The 25,453-nt window shown below is 37.0% G+C and carries 13 protein-coding genes; 11 read left to right on the top strand and 2 right to left on the bottom strand.

Annotation, left to right across the window (positions count from 1 at the left end; translation table 11 throughout):
• From INF28_RS06340 to INF28_RS06385, 10 genes are all read left to right on the top strand, one after another.
• On the top strand, window positions 1-186 hold a 186-nt coding region (locus INF28_RS06340; RefSeq protein ID WP_226392626.1), incomplete at its 5' end, for an integrase core domain-containing protein.
• A gap of 187 nt (window positions 187-373) precedes the next feature.
• Window positions 374-2,977 carry a glycoside hydrolase family 38 N-terminal domain-containing protein gene (locus tag INF28_RS06345; protein WP_226392627.1) on the top strand — a complete coding sequence of 868 codons (2,604 nt, stop codon included), beginning with the start codon at window positions 374-376 and terminating at the stop codon, window positions 2,975-2,977.
• A gap of 80 nt (window positions 2,978-3,057) precedes the next feature.
• Window positions 3,058-6,033 carry an S-layer homology domain-containing protein gene (locus INF28_RS06350; protein ID WP_226392628.1) on the top strand — a complete coding sequence of 992 codons (2,976 nt, stop codon included), beginning with the start codon at window positions 3,058-3,060 and terminating at the stop codon, window positions 6,031-6,033.
• Between the two features lie 40 nt (window positions 6,034-6,073).
• Window positions 6,074-8,695 carry a hypothetical protein gene (locus tag INF28_RS06355; protein ID WP_226392629.1) on the top strand — a complete coding sequence of 874 codons (2,622 nt, stop codon included), beginning with the start codon at window positions 6,074-6,076 and terminating at the stop codon, window positions 8,693-8,695.
• Between the two features lie 17 nt (window positions 8,696-8,712).
• Entirely contained in the window at window positions 8,713-12,744 is a 4,032-nt protein-coding gene (locus INF28_RS06360) for a discoidin domain-containing protein (RefSeq protein WP_226392630.1), read from the top strand.
• A gap of 42 nt (window positions 12,745-12,786) precedes the next feature.
• Complete coding sequence (locus INF28_RS06365) at window positions 12,787-16,995, top strand: discoidin domain-containing protein (protein ID WP_226392631.1); 4,209 nt, start codon at window positions 12,787-12,789, stop codon at window positions 16,993-16,995.
• A gap of 168 nt (window positions 16,996-17,163) precedes the next feature.
• Window positions 17,164-17,475, top strand: a complete 312-nt coding sequence (locus tag INF28_RS06370) for an alpha-L-rhamnosidase-related protein (RefSeq protein WP_226392632.1) — start codon at window positions 17,164-17,166, stop codon at window positions 17,473-17,475.
• 531 nt (window positions 17,476-18,006) lie between these two features.
• Entirely contained in the window at window positions 18,007-18,969 is a 963-nt protein-coding gene (locus INF28_RS06375; protein WP_226392633.1) for an ABC transporter permease, read from the top strand.
• A gap of 12 nt (window positions 18,970-18,981) precedes the next feature.
• Entirely contained in the window at window positions 18,982-19,878 is an 897-nt protein-coding gene (locus tag INF28_RS06380; RefSeq protein WP_226392634.1) for a carbohydrate ABC transporter permease, read from the top strand.
• A 39-nt stretch (window positions 19,879-19,917) separates the two neighbouring features.
• Window positions 19,918-21,438 carry an ABC transporter substrate-binding protein gene (locus tag INF28_RS06385; protein ID WP_226392635.1) on the top strand — a complete coding sequence of 507 codons (1,521 nt, stop codon included), beginning with the start codon at window positions 19,918-19,920 and terminating at the stop codon, window positions 21,436-21,438.
• A gap of 244 nt (window positions 21,439-21,682) precedes the next feature.
• On the opposite strand, the gene INF28_RS13075 is transcribed toward INF28_RS06385, so the two are convergent.
• Both INF28_RS13075 and INF28_RS06390 read right to left on the bottom strand, forming a co-directional pair.
• The gene (locus INF28_RS13075; protein ID WP_404815149.1) at window positions 21,683-22,042 is read right to left on the bottom strand and encodes an integrase core domain-containing protein; all 360 of its coding nucleotides are present in this window, start codon (window positions 22,040-22,042) and stop codon (window positions 21,683-21,685) included.
• 9 nt (window positions 22,043-22,051) lie between these two features.
• Window positions 22,052-23,140, bottom strand: coding sequence for a transposase (locus INF28_RS06390; RefSeq protein ID WP_404815150.1), 1,089 nt, complete (start codon window positions 23,138-23,140; stop codon window positions 22,052-22,054).
• Between the two features lie 185 nt (window positions 23,141-23,325).
• On the opposite strand from INF28_RS06390, the gene INF28_RS06395 reads away from it, so the two are divergent.
• A complete protein-coding gene (locus INF28_RS06395; RefSeq protein ID WP_226392636.1) occupies window positions 23,326-25,071 on the top strand; it encodes a discoidin domain-containing protein in 1,746 nt (581 codons plus the stop codon).
• Window positions 25,072-25,453: the final 382 nt, after the last annotated feature.

Below are 25,453 nucleotides of genomic sequence, written 5' to 3' on the forward strand. Positions count from 1 at the left end.
AATGCTCCAATGGAAAGATATTTCAATACTTTGAAGAATGATTTGATATATCAACATTATTACCATACTGAGCAGGAGCTTTACGCAGCTATAGAAGAATTTGCGTATGTGCATTACAATCATGTACATCCGCATTCTTATAATAATTACAAAACACCTTTCGAGGCACGCTATGAAGCTGTATAAGTTCTGTGGCAAAATTAGGTTGTTGTGTTACAAAAATGCTTGACCACAACAATGTTTCAATAATACTTGATAAATTTTTTCAAAGTTTAAAATTTGAAATAATTGTGATTGTATTTAGTATTGCTAACCGAAATGGCTGATGTTAAAATAATAAAGTAAAATAGAAAACTACATATGGAGAAAGAGTATGGGTATGGAAAAAATTCTTAAAACTTTGAAGAGGGTTCATTTAGTGCATTATTGTCATTGTGATTTTGCATGGACGAATTCCAGAATGTGGCACAAAAAACGGTATCTTGCATTCTTTCATAATGTGCTTGATACATTGGAAAAAGGGTTGGATTTTAAAATTATCATTGATAATACGGAACATGCTTTAAAAGTATTTCAAAAATATTCCCCGGAACGAATGGATGAATTTAAGCAATATGTGCGAGAAGGAAAAATATGTATTTCAAATGGGGGAGCAGCATTAGCTCGACCAAATGATGGCGGTGATGAATTATTCATTCGAAATATGCTTAAAGGGAAAAGTGAATTCAGAAAATTATTTGGTGAAGAAAATACAGGAAAAACATTTTTAAATGCAGACACTGCTTTTGGCCATGGTCAGCTTCCTCAAATTTTTCAAAATTGCGGATATGAACTTTATCGGTTTTACAGACCAAATTATGCTTTGGATCAACGGGGATTACCGAGAGAGTTTATCTATCAGGGAATTGATGGATCTAAAATATATGTAACGCGGGGGGAATATGCATCTCGACTTGAAAATCAATATAAATATATGGATTTTCAACAGGAAAAAGAAGTTATTGATACTTTTGTACACGAGGTCATAGAACCAGAAATGCCATTACAGGTTTCCGAGGATCTAATTATTTTTGTAGGCGGAGACGATATTATGCTGTTTTGTAATCCGCGGGATGAATACGAAAAAATACCTGAATTCGTTTCTTTATGGAATAAAAATTGTAAGGAAATAAAAATGAGCTTTTCGAGCCTTGATGATTATCTTGTGGAGATAAAAAAACAATCATTGCCTGTCATTGAGGGAGTAATTGAACCATGTGAAATTTTTTTCAACCTACCCTTAAAAGGAAATACTGGGCTTTGGAAACGGCGGTTTGCAGTTGATCGTGCCTTGATTTCTGCAGAAAGGATGGAGGTGATTGCAGCTGCAATGGGATGTCTGTTTGCTCCCAATAAAATACCTCAGCTATGGGGAAAAGCGTTTGAATTTTCGGGACATGCAATGAGTTCTTTGTTAAAGGATGATCTTTGTCGGGTACTCGAAAATGCAGACATGACTTTAACGGCAGTTTCCCAATACCAATATGACCTTGCTGAGTCGGTGTGCCGTAGGATCAGTTGTGGCAGGGAGAATGAATACATTATTTTTAATCTTAACAGTAGAGAAATATGTAGTAATGTTCCTTTAAATATTTGCGCACCGTCTAATGTCAGAGGATTTCAGATTTTAGACAGAAATGGGACGATACTACCATACCAAATTATCGATTTTAATCTGGGAGATAAGAATTTTAAAAACTGTGATTTCAGTGAAGTACAAATTGTATGTCAGCTGTCGGTACCGGAAATGTCTGCTGTTTGTGTTTTTGTGGAATTTGATGGAACGAGTGCTAGACAAAAAGCTGAAATGGACATGAAAAATTATTCTGGTGATTTTACGGTTAATAATGGTTATATGAAATTGAAGTTTAAAAATGGCATCATTATTTGCGTTTCAGATGTAAAGAATGGAGAAGAAATTTATTCATACGATGGGGAGCATAGCTTTGCAGATATTAGGCTTTACAATACTGAAGTAGGAGATTCTTGGTATTTACTGACGGAAAAAATTACTGAACATTATATTCCCGAAAGCTGTATTCTAAAATGTAATGGTCCTCTTCTATATACAGTGATAACAGAGGGTATGATTGGACGACATAAGTTGCGTCAGACGATCTCATTGGAACATGGAAGTCCCAGAATTGATTTTAAAACGGAAATCTGGGTTGCTGCCGATGGCATAGAAGGATATTTTAATGTTGCTTTTCCATCAGACAGCAACCGGATTATTGCAGGAATCCCTTTCGGACAGGAAAGTCGAGAGCTTGAGAAGGAATTCTATTCTTCAACGGAAAGTTTGATGACAGGTGACTATCTTATGTTTGAACGAGCTGGAAAAAATGTTTTTTTTGGAAAGCATTATATAGCATTTGAAAATAATAACGTGCCATTAGCAATTTTGCAGGGAGATTGTAGTATTTATTACAGAAAATTAGAAAATTCTTGTGAATTATTTTTGATGCGGGGGATTCAATATAATAAAAGAATAGAGAGAAAAGAAAAATGGCTTTCTCTGATAAATGAGAATGCAAATGCCGAAGGTTATAGCAGTTTCCAATACTCCTTGTTAGTCGGGGGAGAGAAAGATAATTTTTTTGAATTACATTCGGCCGCAAAGGAAAGAGAACGTCCCATGTTTTCTATGCCCCGTTATTATACGGATCAGACAGCAGTGACAAATTGGTTTCAGTTCATGAAAATCCTTTCTGGAACAATCATTCTTTCTGCGGCGGTAAAACAGGAACAGGGGTATATCTTGCGTTTTTTTGAGTCGAATGGTATTGATGGTTACGCTGAAATCATTGTAAATGCACCATTTTCCAATGCATATATTTGTGATTTTTCTGGAAATTATAAGCGCAATGTTGTCAAAACAGGGCCCAAAATAAGTTTTGAAGTAAAAAAATATGAAATTATTACAATACAGCTAATTTAAAAAGTTTGATTCATTAAAAATGGGTGTTGGTGTGTTTTTGCATTTATGCATTACCATTAATTTAGAATGGAGGTTAAAAAATGAATAAATGGAACAAATTTGTATTTATACTTTGCTTTGTTTTTAGTGCCTTAATAGGTACTACAGCTGCTGTATCCGCACAAAATAAATTAATTGACAAGAGTAAAATTATTCCGTTTGCAACGTCAGTAAGAAAGACACTAGCTGTCTGGGAAAATGTACAATCGTTAGTGAATGATAATTATGGTTTTGGTGCTGGCGATGGATATTATAATTGTGATGATTCTCCGTATTTACTTTTTTATTTAGGGGATCGCTATTGCATAGACGAAATAGATATATTTGCAGGAATCGATCATACAGGTCTTTTTCGTATTTCGGTGTCAGATGATGCAGATCACTGGATTTCAGTCGCTGATACAGAGATTAAAAATGGTAAAAATAATATTGTTTTTGCTGAGACCATATGTACCGGAAGCTGGATCAAATTTGACTTTGTACCTGGATCAGGTGGAAAGAGAATGTATTTTACAGAGTTTGATTTTTATGGTACACCAGTTTTAGATGCCTCATTGCCGCGATTGATTGAATTTGAGAATATCACATCGGAGGCTTCATCACAGGCACAAAGCTTATCGGTTGATATGGAAGATGGAAGTACAAGGTATTATGGATGTGAATCTTTGTATTCGCATGACGGATATTTGTATTCTACGTGGTGGACATCAGAAGATAATGGTGCAGGTACAGATGATTGGATATTATATGATTTGGGCGAAATCAATATTTTAGACAGTATGATTTGTTATTATAGTAGTGCCAATGTTTTTGATGCAGATATTTATATATCGAATGACAAAAGAACCTGGACACAATTAAAAACAGTCTCCTTTGATAGTGAAATTGAGGATGTCATTTATAGTGGAAAAAAGATAAAAATAAATTTGGAAAAAAGCAAGGCTCGTTATGTAAAAATTTGTAAAGTTAGCGCTTCAGAGGAAGCGGATACATGGAAAATGGGAGAAGTGTGCTTCCTGTCTACAGGAACAGCATCAACCAAAGGAGAGTTTTATAGAATAAAAGAAACAGGGGAAGAAAAGACAGATTGTTTGCTTTCCGGAACCATTCGGACAGTTAAAAAAGTGTCTTCTGAGAAGGAAGAGGAAGGCATTTTGTTTTCTGGTTTATATCATACACCGACAGGTGCATTGCAGAATTACAATATGAAAGAAATTGTTTTGACACCAACCCCACAGGATTATTCTATCGATCTTTCGGTGGATAGCGGATTGACAGGACTCCCGGATACTTTAGATGTGGAAAGAGTAAATTTTGCGAAAACAGCCCAACCTTTTGTCCTAAGCAATAGCGGAGCGCCGTTACAACCTGGTGCAGGAACTGTGCCGGGTAATGCAATTGATGATAATATGTCTACTGGTGTTCATTCCACCGGGGAATGGGCATGGACGTTCCAGTTGGAATTTCCTCAGGTGCAGAATGTGGGTTCAGTTGTAATAAGCTTTGAAGAAAACGGGTATCCAATCAATTACAGGATTATGACATCGGAGGATGGCGAAACATGGGATACACCAATTACAGTTACAGGAAATACATCTGGAGGTACATATTATTATGGATTTGATACAAGACCCGCAAAATACATTCGTATTAGGGACGATTTAGCACAAGTTGGAGTCCGCCAGATGACAATTACAAACATCGATGTTTACGAAATTTCCTATTCTAGTGATTATGAAATCCGCACTTTTGTACTGAAAAAAGATGGCCGAATGCCTTTGGAAGGGTATCTTGATATTTTAGGAAATGAAGAAGAACACATTATGATTCCTACTGCATCTGAATTGATATTAGATGGGGAAATAGAAGTAGGAATGGATGGAGAACTTAACCTTGATTTTCCAAAGGAATATGATGAAGAAGAACCGCTTCTTGTATATCTTGAGAAAAATTCCCAGTTACTTTATATGGATTTAAAAAACAGCGGTGCATATCAATTTCCACTTTCTTTTTCGGTACCTAACTTTAGTTTAGGCGATACTGTAACAGTAGGTGTCAGCGGCGCATTTTGTTATGAAAAAAGTATTGTGTATGATGAGAATTTTATTTGGGACTTTTTTCAAAAGGAACTAAAAAATTGTTCTGAAAGTGAGCTGCCCGAATTACTGGAAAAATATCAAACCCAAATCGATTCTGACTATGCTTTAGAAATTCAAAATTTTTCACAGGCGGAAAAAGCAAAAATATATTCTGTGGTTTTAAATGAATCTGCTCAATCTTTTATGGAACTGAAAACGGCAATTGATAACAAAATAAAAGAAATTTTGGCGAGTCGTGTTACCACAATTCCTTCTGGTGGCTCAGGAGGCGGAAGCGGCAGTTTTGGCGGCAGCGGGAATAGAGGCGGAGGATCGGTACTTATTTCTCAGGAAGATCTTACCGAAATGCAAAATTCTTCTTTTGATATTATCGATAAAGATAAACCATTTAACGATTTGAAAGGTTTCGAGTGGGCAGAAGATAGTATTTGCAGGCTTTATGAACTGAAGATCATTAATGGGGTCGCTGATAAAAAATTTGCTCCTTCTGAAGAGGTTACTAGAGCACAATTTGTGAAAATGCTTATTCTGGCCCTGGATAAGGATTTTAGAGATGATATGCAATGTGATTTTGAAGATGTTTTGCCAGGAAGCTGGGAATATCCTTATATTGCTGCAGCATGCCAGATGGGGGTGGTTAACGGTGTAAGTGAAAAATGTTTTGCGCCTAATGCGATCCTTACCAGGCAGGATGCGGCGGTCATGTTACATAGATTTTTGAGATATTTTCACATAGAAATCCCAGATGGTGATTCGGTAGTATTCAGTGATGAATTAGAAATTTCAGAATATGCTGCGGAAGCGGTTAAAGAAATTGCGAAAAAAGGTATTATGAATGGAGTTGGAAATAACAAATTTGCACCTTTAGAAAGCTGTAATCGTGCAATGGCAGCTAAAATAGTTTATGCTGTTCTCTGACAATAGTTTTTGACGAAACTTTTCCCGAAAGGATGGTTAAATGATGAGAGTAAAAAGAAAATGTTGTATTATATTGCTTGTATGGGTCATGGCTTTTAATGGTATCAATGGCTTTTCGGCTTCAGAGGAAAATGATCCATCTTTTTATAATCAAAACGTAGAGTTGCTGAAAGCATTAGGTGTTTTGGATGAAACATATGCTGTTATGAATAAGCCAGAGTCTTCTTTGTCAATGGGTATTGTACGCAATATAGCTGAGAAATTTAAATACACTGATGCATATGATTCGGATAGTGAAATTATTACTCTAGGGACTAGCATTAAAATTATGATTGAAGCGCTTGGATATCAGCCCAGAGCATTTACCGCAAACATGGAAGATATGGACTTTTATCGGCTTGCATCTTCTATAGGGCTGTTGGACGGTATTCAGTCTGATTATTCCAGTGTGTTGACTAGTGAAACGTTTGTTCAAATGCTGATTAACGCCATTGAAATTCCGATTATGGAAATTTCCAGTATTGGTAATGAAGATATCATGTTTCAGCCTAATCAAACCTTCCTGGAACGCAATAATATTTTTAGAGTAGACGGGATTGTAGACGCGAACTGTTTCACGTCCCTGAACTATGCAGAAGGTACGGATCCAGGATATTTTTCTTTAAATCATACACAATACCTGGATAATGAGAGTGATATAGGGGAGTATCTGGGCTATCATGTCCGTTGTTATCTGATGCAATCCGACGAAGACACTAATGCAAGATTAGTTTATTTTGTTCCTTTAAGTAAAAATAAGTTACTTACTGTTTCGTCGGATATGATCCATCCCGCAACAACTGCCCAGAAATTTGCTTATGAGCAGGAGAATAAATCAGGTATGGTTTACGCCCAGTTAGCGGATGATTACAGCTTGATTTACAATGGCGTTGCCATGTTGAAAAGAAATTCTGATCTGCTGCAGCCTGCGTTGGGAGAAGTGAAATTGTTGGATCATAATGGTGATAATCGTTATGATGTTGTTTTTGTTACTTCGTTTGAGGTTTATATTATTGACGGAGTAAATGAAGCAGACGGCATCATTTATGATCGGACAGGAAAAGAATCAATTGATGTTTCTGAATCCGATAAATTGATCGCTTTTCAAAAAAATGGAGAAAACTCTTCTTTATCATTGCTGCGACAAAACGATATTGCATATGTTGCATGGAGTGAAAACAAAGAATTTGTTAGTATTTTTGCTTCAAGCAATAAAATTAGTGGTACAGTGGATACAATTACCTATGACGATTATTGTTATTTCAAAATAGAAGATTCTCAGCTGAGGGTTTCTGAGAGAATTACAGAGCCAGGGCAATACCTAAACTGTGAAATTACAGCGTATCTTGGTCCTACTGGGATTGTGGAGGATATCAAATTCGAACATAACAGCAATTATGGTATTCTTTGCGGCGTTTCTAATCAAGGTGCGTTTACAGATACGGGTAAAATAAAAGTGATAGATCAAAACGGAAACTTTAACATCTATGAATTTTGCGAAAAAGCTTATCTCTATTCTGCTTCTGCTGAACGAAAGCTGATTGGAGAAGGAGAATATCAAACTTTAAAAAATTATTATTCAGACAGTGTCAATCCACCTGCTTCGGAGTATGGTTCTGGTGCAGCTGCGCCCATCATAATGTATACACTATCTGCGGGAAAGATAAAAACCATAAGTTTGCCCGTTTTGTTTGATCAAAACAATTTTGGGGATAACCGTGGAAAATATATTTTGCAGTCTGCTACGTCCAAGCAGGAAATGTTGAACAGGCAGTCCTATAACTTGTACCTCGGAGGGAGCAGCTCCTTTAATCCGAGTTATACTCAAAATCTAAGTGATGGTGCTTATAAATTTCTTTCGCCTGAAACAATTGTCTTTGATGTGCCGGTGAACAACAATTTTCAATTGAAAGACAATTTTTGGGAAAATATTAAGGTATACACAGGACGTGAATTTACATATAATTCGTGGATGTATAATAATTTTTATAATTTGAATGAAGACCGTACCATAGGTGTTCTTATCAATTATGTCACAAATACGAGTATCATAGATTTTGCCAAAGGGTTTCTTATCCAGTATGCAGCTAGTGTATACGAAGAAGGGACGGTTCATACCATGCTGACTGGAGTATATAACGGGGAAGAAAATGTAAGCTATATTTTAAGCGATGATGTAATCATTGATACAAAATTTTTAGGTGATTTTCAGGAAGACAGTAATGTTAACATTGAGGATCTTGGAGCGGGTGATTTTATTTTACCGGCATTTGATAAGAACGGCAGAATAAATTATATTCAAGTTATTTTGCAGGGGAAATATGATAAGACATATTACAACCGTGTTCATAATGGAAGAGGATTTGAAGGCGCTAATGAGTTGGTTTACGGCGTAGTTGCAGCAAAATCTGAAAACCTTCTTACAGTTGAAGTAGAGAACAATCTTTTTAATATAGGACAAAACTTATGCTATATTAACAAATATAAATCAGCAAAAACTTATTTGTATGATAGAGATCGAAATATGGCTTCCTTAGGAGATTATAGTATGATTAACATAGGAGATTATGTTTTAGTTCGGTCTGTTTTATCAAAAGTGCAAGATATTGTTATCGAAAAATAACAGGAGGAATGATATCTATGAGAAGAATAATTGCAATCTTGATGCTGTTATGCTTTATAAATCCTATTCGAGCAATAGCGGAGTCAGAAACTTCCCCTAATTATGCTTCTGAAGCAAAGGTGTATTTACAAAGCAACGGAGGTGTTCCCTTGCCTGATTCTGCTGGTAACATTGCAGAATATGCCATTGATGGAGATGATACAACGGGCGCGTGTGCTGCTATGGAATGGGCGTGGACACTTCATCTGGATTTGGGTGTAATCAGGGAAGGTATTAATCAGGTGGTTTTGACTTTTGCAAGTGATACTGCTAAGCCAGAAGATTTTTGTATCTTAACTTCAGAAGATGGTGAAACATGGAGAACTGTAGTTGAGGTTACCGGAAATCAGATTTATGCTCGGAAAGCATATGATTTCGAGAGTGTCAACGCAAGATATATACGTGTGCGTGATATGAAGGCTTTTGTCGGAGTTAGTCAGATGATGATTAATGAAATTGAGGTTTATGCTAATAAGACGGATACAGTGTCAGCGTATTTGACCAATGTAGCAGAGGATGGTTATATTGAAAAAGATACGCAACCCATTATACGCCTTAACAGCACTATGCCTCAGGAATATTATTCTAAAATAAAATTGACACATGATCAAGATCAAATTTTATGTTCTATTTCTGCCAATGAAACAGGCAAAGATATTACAGTCAATCCTAAAGAACCACTTGTAGTAGGAGAAACCTATATATTATCAATAGATTGTATCAAGGAGTGGAAACTGACGGTGGTGGATCGTTCGCCAATGAAAAATGTTACCGCAAGCATTCTCAATATGAATGAATTAGATTTTTCAAATTATGTGGCAGAAAATTACCGTGCAGAAAACGCGATTGATGGGAATTTAGATACTTATACTTTTTTGGATTTTGCAACCAGCGGTGATTTAATTTTTATATGCGAGCTTGATTTTCATAAGATTTGTGTAGATGTTTCAAAAGTAATTGTTAATTTTGGAACTTCTGTACCACCATCCTTCAACATAACCGTTTCTGTTGATGGAGAGAATTGGCAGACCGTTTATTCTAAATATACTTACGGCGCACAGAAACATATTATTGATTTTGCTCCGGTAGAGGCGCGGTATTTAAGAGTGGTCCCCAATGAACGGCATATCAATATTGCAGAAATTGAGGTTATGTGTCTGCCAGGACAAGATCCAGTGGAGGAGCCGCAGGAAGAAACGGGTAGTGGACCTCTGGAGATTTTGTCTGTATCTGACAGCGAATATATGGAGAATCGGGATTATGCCATTTATCCGGCCTTTGTGGATAATATGCCGTATCAATCATGGACCGAAGCAGGCAGTTTGGATTATTATCAGATAAAAGTATCTGGCGGGCAGAAGCCATATCAGTTTTCTATTACAGAAGGAAGATTGCCGGAAGGGCTTTTTCTGAGTAATGATGGAAAGATTTATGGTACCGCGACGGTAGAAGAAACGGTTTCGTTTACGGTTAACGTGACTGATGCGAATGCTGCCTCGGTATCCAAAGAGTTGAGCATGACAGCAAATCCATATCGAGCGTATTGGTTTGAAGAAGCGCGGTTTGGGGCTATGATACAATGGGGTGCTTTTTCCAAACCGGCCACTATGAACATTCCTGAATTTGAAGAAAGAATCTCTGAAGGATGGGATGCGGACAAATGGGCGCAGCAGATCTATGATATGGGCGGAAGAGTTTTAAATTTTACCTTGGTGGCTGGTGATGGGGTTCGTCTTTGGCCGTCTAAAGTCAGACCTGTGACAGATTTATATACACAGCGGGATATGGCACAGGAATTGGTGGATGCTTTTCATAAAAGAGGAATGAAGCTCATTTCCTACATATCGGGGGATTACACATGGATTGCCGAGAATATGATTATAGATGAAAAAACAGGATCTATGAGTGATCTAACTGACGGCTGGCTGCGTGAATTGATTGAAAGAGGAGTAGATGGGTTTTGGTTTGATTCAGGGTCTTTTATTGGACAAAGTAACCTGAGAAAGCAAGTAGCAATCATTAGAACGCTGAATCCTTTTGCAACGATTGAAAATAACCCCGGACCACACACAGAGGGATGGATGCCTTTGTATCCGGATGTGGATATGATTACAACCGAATGCACCAATTTGGATCCAACTGTAAATGCTCTTCCTGTTGCGGTACGCCCGGGTGTCAGAAAAAAAGTTACAGCGGATACCAATGCGTTGCTGGGACCTGACTGGACGGATATTGATGGAAGAACAGATGACCGTTGTACAACGGATTTAAAACCAGTGGAAGCAATTATTCAAAACATACAGGATAACTGGGATCAAGATGCAACGTATCTACTTTGCTGGCCTGTTGCTTCTAACGGAGATTTGCTGGGACATCCGAAGGTAGCACAGTATTTGCAGGAAATTGGAGAATGGGTTAATCAAAATCGCGAACCAACTCAAACGCCGGAAGCATCTTTGCCGGATGATGTCTCTTATCAAGGAATGCAGACAGTAGCGTTGACTTCTGAACCAGGAGCAAAAATTTATTATACGTTGGACGGTTCCAATCCTAGCGATAATTCCTTAGAATACACAGAGCCTATTGTATTGGAGGAATCTACCAAACTTAGTGCTTGTGCGTATATTGATGGAAAAGGAAAGAGCCGGATTTTAAGAAAAGAATATATTATTATTCGAGAAAATGAAAGTTTTCAATCGCTGTTCAGCGAGGAGCAGATTACAACTGCCTTGTCACAGGAAATTGCGGCAAAAGAATTGACTCCTGTTGCTTCCAGTAGTCGATTTGTTGAAGGAACAGACTCTGTCAGCTTCCTTTGTGATGGTAATTTGGAGAATTGTTGGTATCCTGAATGGGGCAATGATAAATCTGAGGCATGGGCTACAGTAGAATTAAATGCAAAATACCAGTTATCTTCTGTAAAAGTAATATCCCAAGAGGAATATACCGCTTCAGTTTGGCTGCAAATGGATAATGAGTGGCAACAGGTTGCAGAGTCAATGCAATTTGGCATAGGGGAAACAATTGTAGATTTACAGGGGAGACAGGCAACAGCCATCAAACTGATAAAAGAAAACAATGAGGGCATTTTTGCAATCAATGAAATTATCCCTTATGGTGTTGAGGTTAAGCAGTTAGGCGACCGGTCACAGATGGTTGGAATGCTGTTAACCACCGGAAAGTATCCGATCAAAATAGAAAGTGTAGGAAGAATGGTATCTGGAAACGACGGCGGTAAACATAGGTTTTTCTTGATCGAAGTGTCAAACGGAAGTCAGCCTCTGGTGGTTGCTGATATTGATATGTTGTCTGGAGAACCGGATTCTATGGGGTTTGTTTATGAAAGAGTTGCACCTGCCATATTGCAGCCGTTTTCTCAATATTTTGTATTATGTGAAGAGGATAAAAACAGTTCTTATTTGGATGTACCGATTAGTGGAATATCCAATCAGTATTTAAAAGTCACAGATGGTGCTATGTCCGATTTTTCTTTGACAAAATATTATGATTGCTCTTATTTAGGGGATAAAAGTCAGCTTTTAAATTTAAAATTTACCCCACTAACGCCGTTGGAAAATAAAAACAATAATTTGGCTTATGGTGTATCTGCTAAACTGTTAGATAATGAAGACAGAGTGCGAAGAGCTTCCATGGGCACTGGTCATGCTTTTTATGCCGTAGATGGAAAAGAAGAAACCAGTGCTGGCCCCAGCGAAGCATGGGCATGGACCTTATTTATTGATTTAGAACAGGTGTATGATTCTATTGATAAAGTGGAAGTATCATTTTCACCTGGATTATATCCGACAGAATATGAAATTTATGCTTCTGTTGATAATGTGGAATGGGTACGAATTACACATGTAGCAGATAAGCACACGGATGAAAAAATTGTGCATACTTATGAACCATTTTCAGCTCGGTATTTTAAGATTCGTTCTTTAAAACCAGACGGTCCGGGGCAGGAAGGCGCACAAATGTGGATTTCTGAAGTTGGTATTTACAATTAATAAGACAAATATGGCCTGAAAATGGACAGGGAGTGGTTGGCAATGAAAAAGTGCTGGATATCATTGTTAATAATTGTAGTGTTTTTCCTGGCAGCAATACATATGAATGCAGATGTTTGGGCGGAGGATATCAATTTAGCTGCTGATGCGAAAGCTTCTTTTAAGCAAATTAATGGAGAGGATTGGGAAATAGCCTCTTCGACCTCCTATCCACAAAATGCTATTGATGGGGATATGCAGACCTCCGCCGCTGCTGGAGAAATTTGGGCATGGGCATTGCAGTTAGAATTATATCAAACATCTCGAATAGGATATATATCGATTTCTTTCACCGATACGGGATATCCCAAAATATATGATGTTATTGTATCCGAAAACGGCTGGGATTGGAAGACGGTCATTTCGGTCAATGATAATACTATGGGAGGAAGTTTTGAATTTGAATTTCCTTCCTGTAATGCCCGGTTTATTCGCATACGCAGCCTTGAGAGCGATGAAACATTAATGCAAGAATGGCGTCAAATGACGATTTCTGAAGTTTCCGTGATGAAAGAAAGTCCTCAAAGCAATTTGTATATACAGCAAAGTGGTTACTATCAGATGACGGAAACAGGACCAAAAAAAATAGATTCATTAGTTGACGGGGAAATATGTTATGCCGTGAAAATGGCAGCAGATACTCCGATGACAGGAAAATTGATGTCTGGATTGTATGATAAAAAAAACAATACGCTTGTTCAACTTGCTGTCAGTGAGGATTTTGAAATTACATCGGTCCCAACTGAGCAGACTGTGGAGTTGATGTTGGAAGGGGAGGTAGAAAAAATAACAGAAAATCAAAATTTTGCATTGCATGCACTGCCTTCTTTTCAGACCATCCACGGCGAAAGCTGGAGTACAGTATTAGAGCAACATGATCCGCAGAATGCAGTTGATGGTAATGCGGATACCAGCGCAGTTCCAAGCGGCCTTTGGGAATGGGCATTGCAGCTGGATCTTAGAAGCTGTAAAATGGTGGGATATATTGCAGTAACTTTTGCTCAAGGAGGATACGCTAAGGATTACGATATCCAGAGTTCTGTCGATGGCGTTGCATGGGAAACCATTGTTCACGAAAAAGAGAATTTGAGTTGCGGTACGTTTGCGTTTTCTTTTCCCGCACGGAGCATGCGCTATATTCGCATTCGCAATCTGGAGGATGGTTCTGTTTTGATTAGGGAATGGCGGCAGATGGCACTAAGTGAGGTCGCGGTTTATTCATCAGAACCGAGGCGGAGCGATTATGAAATTCGGACATATTTGTGGAGCGGCGGAAATGCGCTTATACCGCTTGTAGGTCCTGCAATTCTTGGAGATGGAGTGGTTTTTGAACCGGAGTATGCTTCTCCAATGCAGAATATTACTGTAAAAATGCGAAATAAAAATGAATTGAATTTCACAGATTACGTGCCAGATACAACGGCCTGTACAAATGCAGTCGATGGAAATATTAATACAGTTGCATACATGGATTATCATGTTTGCGGGGATTCTGTTTTTCTTTATGAAATAGATTTTCAAAACGTTTATAACGATATATCCAGAGTAAGCATTGCGTTTGGAAATGAGATCCCTCCGAGGTTTGAAATTCAAACGTCTCTTGATGGAAGAGAATGGCAGACCGCTGCTGTTATTACTTCCTATGCGGAAAAAGTACATCATATTGATTTTGCTCCACAGACGGCACGGTTTCTTCGAATTGTTCCCAGAGAAAGATACATGAGTATTGCAGAGCTAAATGTAATGCGAGTTCCGGTTGATACAATCCCGGAAATTAGTGAAGATGAGGTTCCGGGGAAACCATTGACAATTGATACCGTATCAGACAACATGTATATGAATGATAGGGAACATGCAATTTACCCTGCATTTGTAGATAATATGCCATATCAATCTTGGACAGAGGAGGGAAGCCTCAATTATTATCAAATGGAGGTTTCAGGGGGAAGAAAGCCGTATTATTTTGAAATCATCAAAGGAAGGCTTCCAGAGGGTCTTTATATGGATACTACCGGAAAAATAAAAGGCACTGCGCAAACAGAGGAGACGACTGCTTTTACCTTAAGAGTTGTGGACTCTGATGGTTATACTGTGGAAAAAGAACTGTCTATGACAGCTCATCCTTATCGGGCACACTGGTTTTCTGAAGCAAGATTTGGGGCAATGATTCAATGGGGTGCATTTTCCAAACCAGCAATCACGGACATTGCTGAATTTGAAGATAGAATCTCTGAAGGATGGAATGCAGAGCGCTGGGCGCAGCAACTATATGATCTGGGTGTAAGGGTATTGAATTTTACTTTATTGGCAGGCGATGGTGTCACATTATGGCCATCTGAGGCAGAATCTATTACCCATTTGGCTACGCAAAGAGATATGGCAGGGGAATTGGCAGAGGCGCTTCACAAAAGAGGAATCAAACTAATTTCTTATATTGCTGGAGACTATACTTGGACAGATGGAATCCAGGTTATGAACCCTGAGACCTATTCTGCTTCGGATTTTACGGCAGAATGTATTCGAGAATTACTCGAAAAAGGCGTGGATGGTTTTTGGTTTGATTCAGGTTCGATCAATGGGCAAAATGATTTTGATAAAATTATTCCGCTAATTCGGACGCTTAACCCTTTTGCAACAATAGAGAACAATCCGGGAGTGGATAAAGAGGGATGGATGCCGGGTTACCCGGATGTAGATATGTATACAATAGAGTGTAGCAATCTGGATGCCTCTGTCAATGCACTTTCCGTAGCAGTTCAGCCGATTGTGAAAAAGAAGATGGCAGCCGATACGAACGCTTTGCTGGGGCCGCAATGGACGGATTTGGATTCTATAGAAGATGATAGTTGTACAACAAATTTAAAACCTGTGGAAGCTATTATTCAAAACATACAAGATAATTGGGATCAAGACGCCACTTATTTGCTCTGTTGGCCAGTTGCTTCTGATGGTGATTTGATGGGACATGCGAAAGTAGCCCAGTATGTGCAGGAAATAGGCGAATGGGTTGTAAAAAATAGAGAGGCAGCCATGACGCCGATAGCATCTTTGGATGACAGATTGGAATATACTTCCCAACAAATTGTTTCACTTTCTGCAGAAGAGGAGGCAAAGATATATTATACTTTAGATGGAACTATTCCTGATGAAAATGCTATTTTATACACGGAACCAATTACACTTTCCCATTCTACAAAATTATTTGCATGTTCTTATCTTGAGGGGAAAGGAAAAAGTCGAATTATGCGCAAGGAGTATATTATTGTACCCGAGAATAATGAAAACATGACGTTGATGGACTCACCTGAGAAATTTTCAGGGGATATTTTAAAGGGACCTGTAAAAAACAAAATGATAGGTATGACGGTTACAACAGGAAAATATCCTCTGCTTGTGGATGGAATTGGAAGATATGTATCAGATACAGGAACACATCGCCTTGTCATTATGCCTATGAATGATGGCTGTCAGCCGCTGGCAGTGACAGATATTGTTATGGATCCTGCTTCGGCGGATGAAATGGGTTTCCAGTACCAAAATATTGTCCCTGTCCGATTAGAACCTTTTACAGAATACCGGATTTTAAGTGAAGAGGGATGTGATTCTTTTTATTTGGATGCAGACACTACGGGAAATGAATTTTTAAAATGGAATGATGGTGCAGTTTCAGACTATTCTTTGACCAATTTCTATGCAGTTTCTTATGTCGGGGAAGAAAAACAGCTCCTTAGTTTAAGATATACGCCTCTTGCGCCGATTGAAATAAATGAAAAAAATATTGCGTTGGGGAAAAAAGCATTGCTTCTTGATAATAGCGGAAGAGTTCGTCGGGAAAGTGGTGGTACAGGATTTGCCTTTCATGCCATAGACGGAAAAGAAGAAACATCTGCTGTGCCTACAGGTGCTTGGGGTTGGACACTGTTTGTTGATTTGGAAAAAGTATATTCGGATATTTCAAAAATTATTCTTTTGCCGAAAAAGGGAACTTATCCAAGCATATATGAGATTTATGCTTCTGTGGACAATGTTGCATGGGATAAAAAAAATTATGTCGTAAATGCTAGCGATGGTTTGTTGACGCATGAGTATGCTACACCATTTAAGGCAAGGTATTTAAAATTTAAGGCATTGAAGCCTAATAACTATGGACAGCCGGGCATTCAGATGATGATTTCTGAACTTGAAGTCTACTGTGCGGAAACACTAAAATAAAACTACAAAAAGTATTTAGCTTATTATTCAAAATACCACCAATATTTTCAGACGCAATTTATATTTTAATGACAGAGGATAAATATGCGCCTCATATGGTTTAGGAGGAATTCATAGTGTCTAAAAATAACTCATATATTAAGGTTGAGAAATACAGGATTTCGTTTTGTGCGAATAGAAGCGGTAGATACTGCAATTTCTTTTAGAAGTGTTCTAGCCGTTTCAGAAAGTAGTGGGGCGATTGCGGTTGGTAATTTTTATTGTAGTGATGAACGGTTAAATCGTATTTATCAAACGGCTGTCAGGACGGTTAGTCTTTGTATGCAAGAATATTTATGGGATGGAATCAAGCGGGACAGGCTTGTTCGGGTGGGGGATATGCACCCGAAGGTGTCAGTTATTACAGCTATGTTTGGAACGGCAAATTTTACTGCTGCCGCAGTAATTATTGGAAAGAAGCAAGAAGCAGAGAGTAAATAAGGCTGGCTATTTTGCAATACAAAATGCGGACAAATGATGCCATGTGGTACAATTGACTTCAAGCAGAGGTTAAGTAATCAACCTAAGAATATACCAAAGTGCTTTTTAATATGGTGTTGCCCTTCCGTTTGCAGTATTTATAATTAACCTGTTAGCCACTTTTTTACAACGTTTATGCCTCTTGTTATTTTATTATTTTTATATACGGAGGAGGAGCTAGTATTTCAATTATTGTTGCCGCGATAATATATAATGAAAAAATTATCTAAAAGATCTGTGTCAGGTGGAATTTTAGAAATTATTTCACTTGCGCTAATTGAAATATATAAAAATTAATTTGGGCATTTAAAAAATTATACACGAAATAACTGATTTTGCATATCAATTTACTTTAAATAACCATATATGTTTAAAAAAATGTAAAAATATGAACAGTGTTTTTTATTTGAAATAATAGTTTTATAATTGAAATTGTGTTTGAAAATTTGTTGTGTTATGATGATAAAAAATTATAAAAAGGGATGAGCAATTTTGGAGAAAATAAAAAGAGAAGCAGTCAATAGTATTGCTCAAAGAAAAAGAAACAATTGTTTGGGGGAATTTAGAAGAAATAAGGTTTTGTACCTAATGACTTTACCTGCTATTATTCTGGTATTCATTTTTTCATACATACCAATGTTTGGAATTGTAATGGCATTTAAAGATAACAAAAGTGCTGCTGGTTATTTTTCTGGAAATTGGGTGGGATTTCAGAATTTTGAATTCTTTTTTCGATCTAATGATGCGGCAAGAATTACTTTTAATACAATTTTTCTAAATGCTTTATTTATTATTAGTGTTCTAGTGGTATCTCTTAGCCTTGCACTTTTGCTAAACGAATTATCAAAACGTTGGTTGGTAAAGACCTATCAAAGTGTAATGTTTTTCCCACATTTTCTTTCATGGGTTATCATAGGTTTTTTGACGTTTGCTTTTTTGAGTGTTGACAATGGATTTATCAATAAAATTTTAATTGCGTTGGGACGAGAACCTGTTTATTGGTACAGCAATCCTAATTACTGGCCGTTCATTCTTACAATAGTAAACCTACTTAAAAATGCTGGTTATTATTGTATCATATATTATGCTGGTATTACTGGAATTGATCAAGATTTATATGAAGCCGCCAGCATAGATGGTGCCTCTCGGTTTCGACGGATGATTTCAATCACCATTCCTAGTATTATGCCGCTAATTAGTGTTATGGTTTTGCTGCAAATTGGGAAAATCTTTTATGCAGATTTTGGGTTGTTTTACTATGTTCCCAGAGAAACAGGAGTTTTATTCCCTCGAACGGATGTTATTGATACCTATGCGTTCCGAGCTTTACGTGTGCTTGGCAATACAGGAATGTCTGCTGCAATTGGACTATTTCAATCGTTTGTGGGATTTGTTTTGGTCTTAGTTTCCAATTTAATTACCAAGAAAATTAATTCTGATAATGCTTTGTTTTAAGGAGATGTAAAGATGAAACAAAAATATACTTCGAAAAAAAAATCTCTTTTTTTCAATATAACAGTAAACATATTATTTATTGTAATTTGTTTTTGCTGCATAGTGCCGTTACTGTTGGTTTTTAGTATTTCTATTACACCTGAAAAATTAATTGCTCAAAATGGTTATCAATTGATTCCGCAGCAGATATCATTTTATGCGTATACCTACATATTTAAAAATTCGTTTAGCATATGGCATTCTTATGGAGTTACTATATTTGTTACTGCGGTAGGAACTTTGATAGGACTTTCACTTACTTCGCTTATTGCATACCCCTTAAGCCGTAAAGATGTAAAATATAGAAATTATATTTCTATGTATTTATTTTTTACCATGTTGTTTAATGGCGGTTTGGTTCCTACCTATATTTTAATTACCAAATACCTGCATTTAAAAAATAATATTTGGGTGTTAATACTTCCAATGTTGGTAGGACCATGGAATGTTATGCTTATGAGAAATTTTTTTAAAACTGGAGTACCTTCAGCAATAATTGAATCTGCTAAGATTGATGGAGCAGGAGAATTTCAGACATTTTTAAAAATTGTTGTACCGATTTCTAAACCAGCTTTTGCAACTGTTGGATTGTTTGTTATTCTCGCATACTGGAATGATTGGTGGCTGGCGCTTCTTTATATTGATGAACAGTCATTAATGCCCCTGCAATATACGCTGCAATCTATTCTTCTCAATATACAAATTTTAATGAGCAATATAAATTCGCAAACCCATCAAGTAACCGAAATACCTTCAGAAAGTGCGAGAATGGCATTATGTATGCTTGCAGTCGGGCCGATTGTGCTAGTATATCCTTTCCTCCAAAAATATATTGTAAAAGGTATGACGGTCGGCGCAGTAAAAGGTTAAAAAATATTTTATCTTTATATAAAGAAAGGATTTTTTAATATGAAAAGAAAAATAATTGTAATGTTATCTTCTTTGCTAACTGTAGTTATGTTGTTATGCAGCTGTGGCACAAAAAGTAATCAATCTGCACAAAATGAAAACAACAAGGAGGTTAATCTGGTTTGGTATTTTGTTGGAAACAGTCAAAAGGATTTGAAATTGGTTAATGAAAAAGTAAATGAGATTACCAAAAGAGAGATTAATGCAACCGTTGATTTAAAACTTTTGGATTGGAATGCGTATGACCAAAAAATGAATATGACCATTTCTACTGGAGAGGAGTTTGATCTTTGCTGGACAGCCCCTCAATTTAATGATTATTATACAAATGTGGCGCGTAATGCATTTATTCCGTTGGATAATTTATTACAGCAGTATGGAAAAGAAACGTTTGCTGGCGTTCCAAAAGAATATTGGGAAGCAACTAAAATCAACGGACATATTTATGGAATTATTAATTATCAGGTCGTATCTACCGCATACGGTTTTGCAACACCGCGTAGTCTTGCTGATGAATCTGGAATTAATTATGCTGATATTAAAAATTATACGGAATTGGAGCCTTATCTATCCTATATAAAAGAAAACCATTCAGAGTTAATTCCGTTGGGGTATAGTAAGACACAAGATCCATTTAGTTCCCAGCTTCCGGCTTTTGGATTTGACGTGTTAGGCGATAATAAGACGCCTGGAGTTATACGGTTTGATGATGAGAGTATGAAGGTAATTAATCAATATGATACAAATGAATTTCGCCAGTTGATTAATACGATGCGTGATTGGTATCAAAAAGGGTATTTGAAAGCAGATGCTTCAACCAGTGAAGAATATACTTCGGATACGGCTGCTGGAAAATATGGTGTTTTGTGGCCGTCATTTATGCTTAGTGATACGATTGAGGATGACCGCCGTCCTAATGAACCGTACGGAAATACTGGAGTACCGCATTATACAAAAAAGTTTACCAATACCATTGTGAGCACGGACAGAGTGCTTGCTACTATGACCGCGATTTCTGCGACTTCTAAAAATCCTGAGCGTGCTATGATGTTGATTGAATTAGTTAACACAAATTCGGAACTTTATAACTTGCTTTGCCATGGGATCGAAGGAAAACACTATAATAAGGTAGATTATTTTAATGAAATTGGTGCCCATATTCAGGTTGAACCAATCGAAAACAGTGGATATAAACCGAATACTTATTGGATGTTTGGAAATACGGCAAATGCAATGTTGACTTCTGTAGATGTTCCGGCCGAGTATTGGGAAAAATATAATGAAGAATCTGAAGTTTCTCCTACGTTAGGTTTTTCTTTTGACAGCACGCCGGTTTCAAATGAAATTGCAATGTGCAGTTCTGTGGTAGATGAATATTTGAATTCTTTGGTTAGTGGAAGTGTTGAGATTGAAAGCCGGTATAATGAATTTTTGGAAAAATTAAACATGGCTGGGGCAGAAAAGATTGTTAATGAAAAGCAAAAACAACTTGAGGCATGGATGCAAGCAAAGGATCAATAAGTATAAAACAGATAGTGTAAAGTAGAATATGAAAAATAAATGTCATAAAAAACCGTCCGTCACCCTTGACATTTAGTCGGATAAATGCTCGTTAAAAGATGCCGACGGTAAGAAACTCAAGAATAGATCATAATTTTGGCGTCGCAAATAACAGTGTAGCATTTATTCGCCACACTGTCAAGGGCAAGCAAAATCTACGATTTTGTGACTGTTTCATGCCTCTGGCTCAAAATCTAAGAACAGATCAGCCTTCGGCTACTTTGTTTTGAAGGTTCAGGATAGTTTTTTGACCGAGATAAATGAGCAGTAGCCATTTATCGGGCATGGTGTCAGCAGATTCAAGCACTTCAACACTGTTCAACACTTTGAAATTGTTGATGCTGTGAGGACGCAGGAAGTTGTAATATGCAACCCATAATGCGAGATTGTAATTAGCTCCGTCAAAATTATCATAGCCACATTTTACACGGTAAGAAGCTTTAAAAGTACGGTTAAGTCGTTCAATAATTTGTTTGTAAGGTCTGAACTCTTTTGATACTACATCATCATTGGTAAGTCCGATAACTTGTGTAATATTGAATTTGAAGCTTTCACCGTATTTCATGAAGAATTGCTATGCAGCTAACGGATAGGCGCTGTATCCATCTGCAATGAATCTAAATTTCTCAGGAAGTTTTTCCTTGAAATTACGTAAAGCCATGCGCATAGCAAGAATACAAGGACCTACACCGCGGTTATCAGATACTTGATAGCCAAGTATGGAGCGTTTAACAGCGTCCATAATAAACCAGACATAGCCTTTAACACCGCGAACTTTGATATATGTTTCATCAGCAGTCATGGTATTAGAGGGCTCATAATCGTAATTATCTACAAAAGGCTTGATTACTAACGCAGCTGTACGGGCATAGTTAGCGACTTGTTGATGAGATATATTAATATTGTATAAGTCTTTAATAGCCTGAGCAGTTTTACGTAAGGATAGTCCGAGATTGACATGCATAGTAAGACAAAGTGACATTATGTAAGAGCTATGCTTAGTGAATTTTAGAGAGGAAGAGTTTTTAGGCAAAGATGAAATATCCATCTTAAAGAAATCCACAGTAAATTCACGGTAGATATAATGCAGCTTGTATTTGTTTTTGCCGAAAGGCTCATTAATATGTTTCTTGTCAACGTTTTTAAGATTATGACGGTAATAAGGACACTTAGGATTAGTACACTTATGTATAACAAAGTGTTTACGGTCTTTCTTATGCGCAAGCGTATGAGAACAGTGAGGACAGCGCAAGATAATTTTGCCAGAGAGTTCATTAGCATGAGTTTGAAATTTTCTGCTACAAACTTTACACAAAATCTGATTGTGCGAACCGTTGTTCTTGTAAAGATACTCTTTAGGAGCTTTACAGTATGGGCAAGTACAATCATCAGGAATATCACAAAGAGAACGGCGTTTGACAGGGGTTATAACATAACCGTAACGCCATTTAATATAAGAAATGAAGTCCTTGTAAAACCAAACTTCACGTTGGATAATGATGGGCGGTTCATCAACTTTGAATTTTTGATACTTAGGAGAATTAGAATCATCAAAAACCCATTGTTTAAGAGGGATATATTTACAAATAAAATCAAAAAGATACAAAATAATTTGCAAAAGGCATTGATTTTGTATCAGTAAATAGTGTATAATTGTATTCATAGCAATAACATCTCCTTTTTGTTTTTGTGTTTTGGTCGATACAATTATACCATAAAAGGGGGGTTATTGCTATATTTTTATGCAAAAAAAGCAAAAACCTCATAAAATCAACGATTTTAAAGAAATTTAAAATAAAAAACGGGGTGTCTATTTGACACTACCATAAAACAAAAGGAGGATCAGAAATGAAAAAAATTTATTTAATTTCATGGATGGCTATTTGTTTTTTGCTAATTAGTTTTTCTGTAATCAATGTCTGCGCTGCGGAAAATTACAATTATGCTTCTGAAGCAACAGTGTGTTTTCTTGACAGCAAGGGTAATGAATGGTCACAGGCATCAGGACAATCATATCCGGAAAATGCAATCGATGAAGATAAGAATACGGAAGCAGCTCCTAGTTGCTGGGCGTGGTCTTTAAAATTGGATTTGGGAAAGCCTATACAATTTGGTTATATTAGTGTTTCTTTTGGAGGCTATCCTAAAATTTACGATATTTCTGTTTCGGATAATGGATTAGATTGGACGCCAATTATTGAGGTTTCTGATAATACAACGGGTGGAGTTTATGATTTTGAAATTGAGCCTGTTACTGCACGGTATGTTAGAATTAGAGATAATGAATCTGAGGAAGATTTGACATCAGAATTGCGGCAGATGAGCATTAAAGATGTCATTATTTCCAATAAAAAATTTAGAGAGGTTTCCATAAATTTAGACAGAACCGGATGGAGTGCCACGGCATATTCGGTGCACCCCTCTTTTAGTTGGTTGACACCGGATTATGCTATCAATGCAGATCCGGAAGATTATTGGTTAAGTGAGGATGCTTCTGTAGATGGTAATGCCGTGCATGAAAGATGGTTTAAACTGGATATGGGGGAACTTAACTATATTAATGCCATTTCTATGGAGTGTGGCAAAGCAGTGGATTTTTCTCCTCCGCGCGAAATGGATATTTGGGTTTCTACAAATGACAAAGATTATACTCTTGCCGCACATTATAGTGGAAATGGTAGAAAAAAAGGTCTGTTTGTAGAGTTGGATCATCTATATCAAGTAAGATATGTGAAATTTGTTTTAACCAATGCAGATACATTACCAAATGTATGGTATATCTCAGATATTCAGTGTTACAATTCAGAACAGACATCCACAGAGTTCTTTTTAGTGAACAACTTGGGCGAGGAGCAACTTTTGACTTCTATAGCTGCCGGGAATGTACGTATAAAGAAAACGATTTCTTCTGAATTAGGATATCAGGGAAGAATAATTGCGGGTCTGTATCACAAAGAAAGTGGCATATTGGAAAATATGGTAATGAGTGATATGCTTTCATTTTCGGAAGGAAATCATACATATTCTGTTGATTTGTATGTTGATAAGGATAAAACCGGATTGGATAGTTTTGTAAACAATAATTGGGCATTAAGTGCGATTCCTTCCTTCAAGACAGGTGATGGGAATGACTATTTTGGAGATGCTTCTAATAATAATTATGTTACTAATGTAAATGATGGGGATTATAACACTTTTGCAGTTCCTGCCACCTGGGTATGGCAGCTCCAATTAGATTTGGGAACGACACATCAGGTTGGATATGTCAATCTTAGCTTTCCAACAAACAATTATCCTAAAAAATTTGATATTCTTATCTCAGAGAACGGAATTGATTGGGAAATAGTCAAAAGCATAGAAGGTATTACGATAGGTGGAACTTATGAATATGAATTTAATACAATGAATGCTCGATTTCTCAGAATTGCGCAGAGAGAATCTGAGAAAGAGTTGATAAATGACGGAAGACAAATGGCTATTAGTGAAATACAGGTTTATACTCAAAAACCAGCTGATTCTCAATATGAAATCTGCTCTTTTTTGTGGACAGAAAAAAATATGATACCTATGGATATGCCATGTATACTGAAATAAGTTATTTCCAAAGGGATGAACAAAGCAATAAGGTACTCAATAGTGGTAAGATTGAAAAGATGATTTTTCTTTTTAAATTTATGAATCCTTTATGAGATTATCACAGAAGAAAAATCCTTGGCTTTGGAATGAAGGAAACTGTGTGCTCCCAGAAAAAAGGCAGAAAAAGGCTTCAAAAAACGGGAAATGAAGGGCGTGTGTGTTTTCCTGTAAAATAAAATTTCTATGATAAAATTCTATAATTTATGAGCAGAAAAGCCAATTCCTGGCTTTCCCGCCTCAGCGTGTCGATAAAGTATCGACACGCTGGCAGATGCCGAAAAAGGAAGTTAGATTTTCCGCAATCGCTTTCGTCGGCGTACGAAGGTACGGTAAAGAGCGA

This window comes from Ructibacterium gallinarum, assembly GCF_014982785.1.
Lineage (GTDB): Bacteria > Bacillota > Clostridia > Monoglobales > Monoglobaceae > Ructibacterium > Ructibacterium gallinarum.

Coding starts and splice junctions, on each gene's coding strand:
- INF28_RS06345 (WP_226392627.1), top strand. CDS start 374: ATGGGTATGGAAAAAATTCTTAAAACTTTGAAGAGGGTTCATTTAGTG.
- INF28_RS06350 (WP_226392628.1), top strand. CDS start 3,058: ATGAATAAATGGAACAAATTTGTATTTATACTTTGCTTTGTTTTTAGT.
- INF28_RS06355 (WP_226392629.1), top strand. CDS start 6,074: ATGATGAGAGTAAAAAGAAAATGTTGTATTATATTGCTTGTATGGGTC.
- INF28_RS06360 (WP_226392630.1), top strand. CDS start 8,713: ATGAGAAGAATAATTGCAATCTTGATGCTGTTATGCTTTATAAATCCT.
- INF28_RS06365 (WP_226392631.1), top strand. CDS start 12,787: ATGAAAAAGTGCTGGATATCATTGTTAATAATTGTAGTGTTTTTCCTG.
- INF28_RS06380 (WP_226392634.1), top strand. CDS start 18,982: ATGAAACAAAAATATACTTCGAAAAAAAAATCTCTTTTTTTCAATATA.
- INF28_RS06385 (WP_226392635.1), top strand. CDS start 19,918: ATGAAAAGAAAAATAATTGTAATGTTATCTTCTTTGCTAACTGTAGTT.
- INF28_RS13075 (WP_404815149.1), bottom strand. CDS start 22,042: ATGAAATACGGTGAAAGCTTCAAATTCAATATTACACAAGTTATCGGA.
- INF28_RS06390 (WP_404815150.1), bottom strand. CDS start 23,140: ATGAATACAATTATACACTATTTACTGATACAAAATCAATGCCTTTTG.
- INF28_RS06395 (WP_226392636.1), top strand. CDS start 23,326: ATGAAAAAAATTTATTTAATTTCATGGATGGCTATTTGTTTTTTGCTA.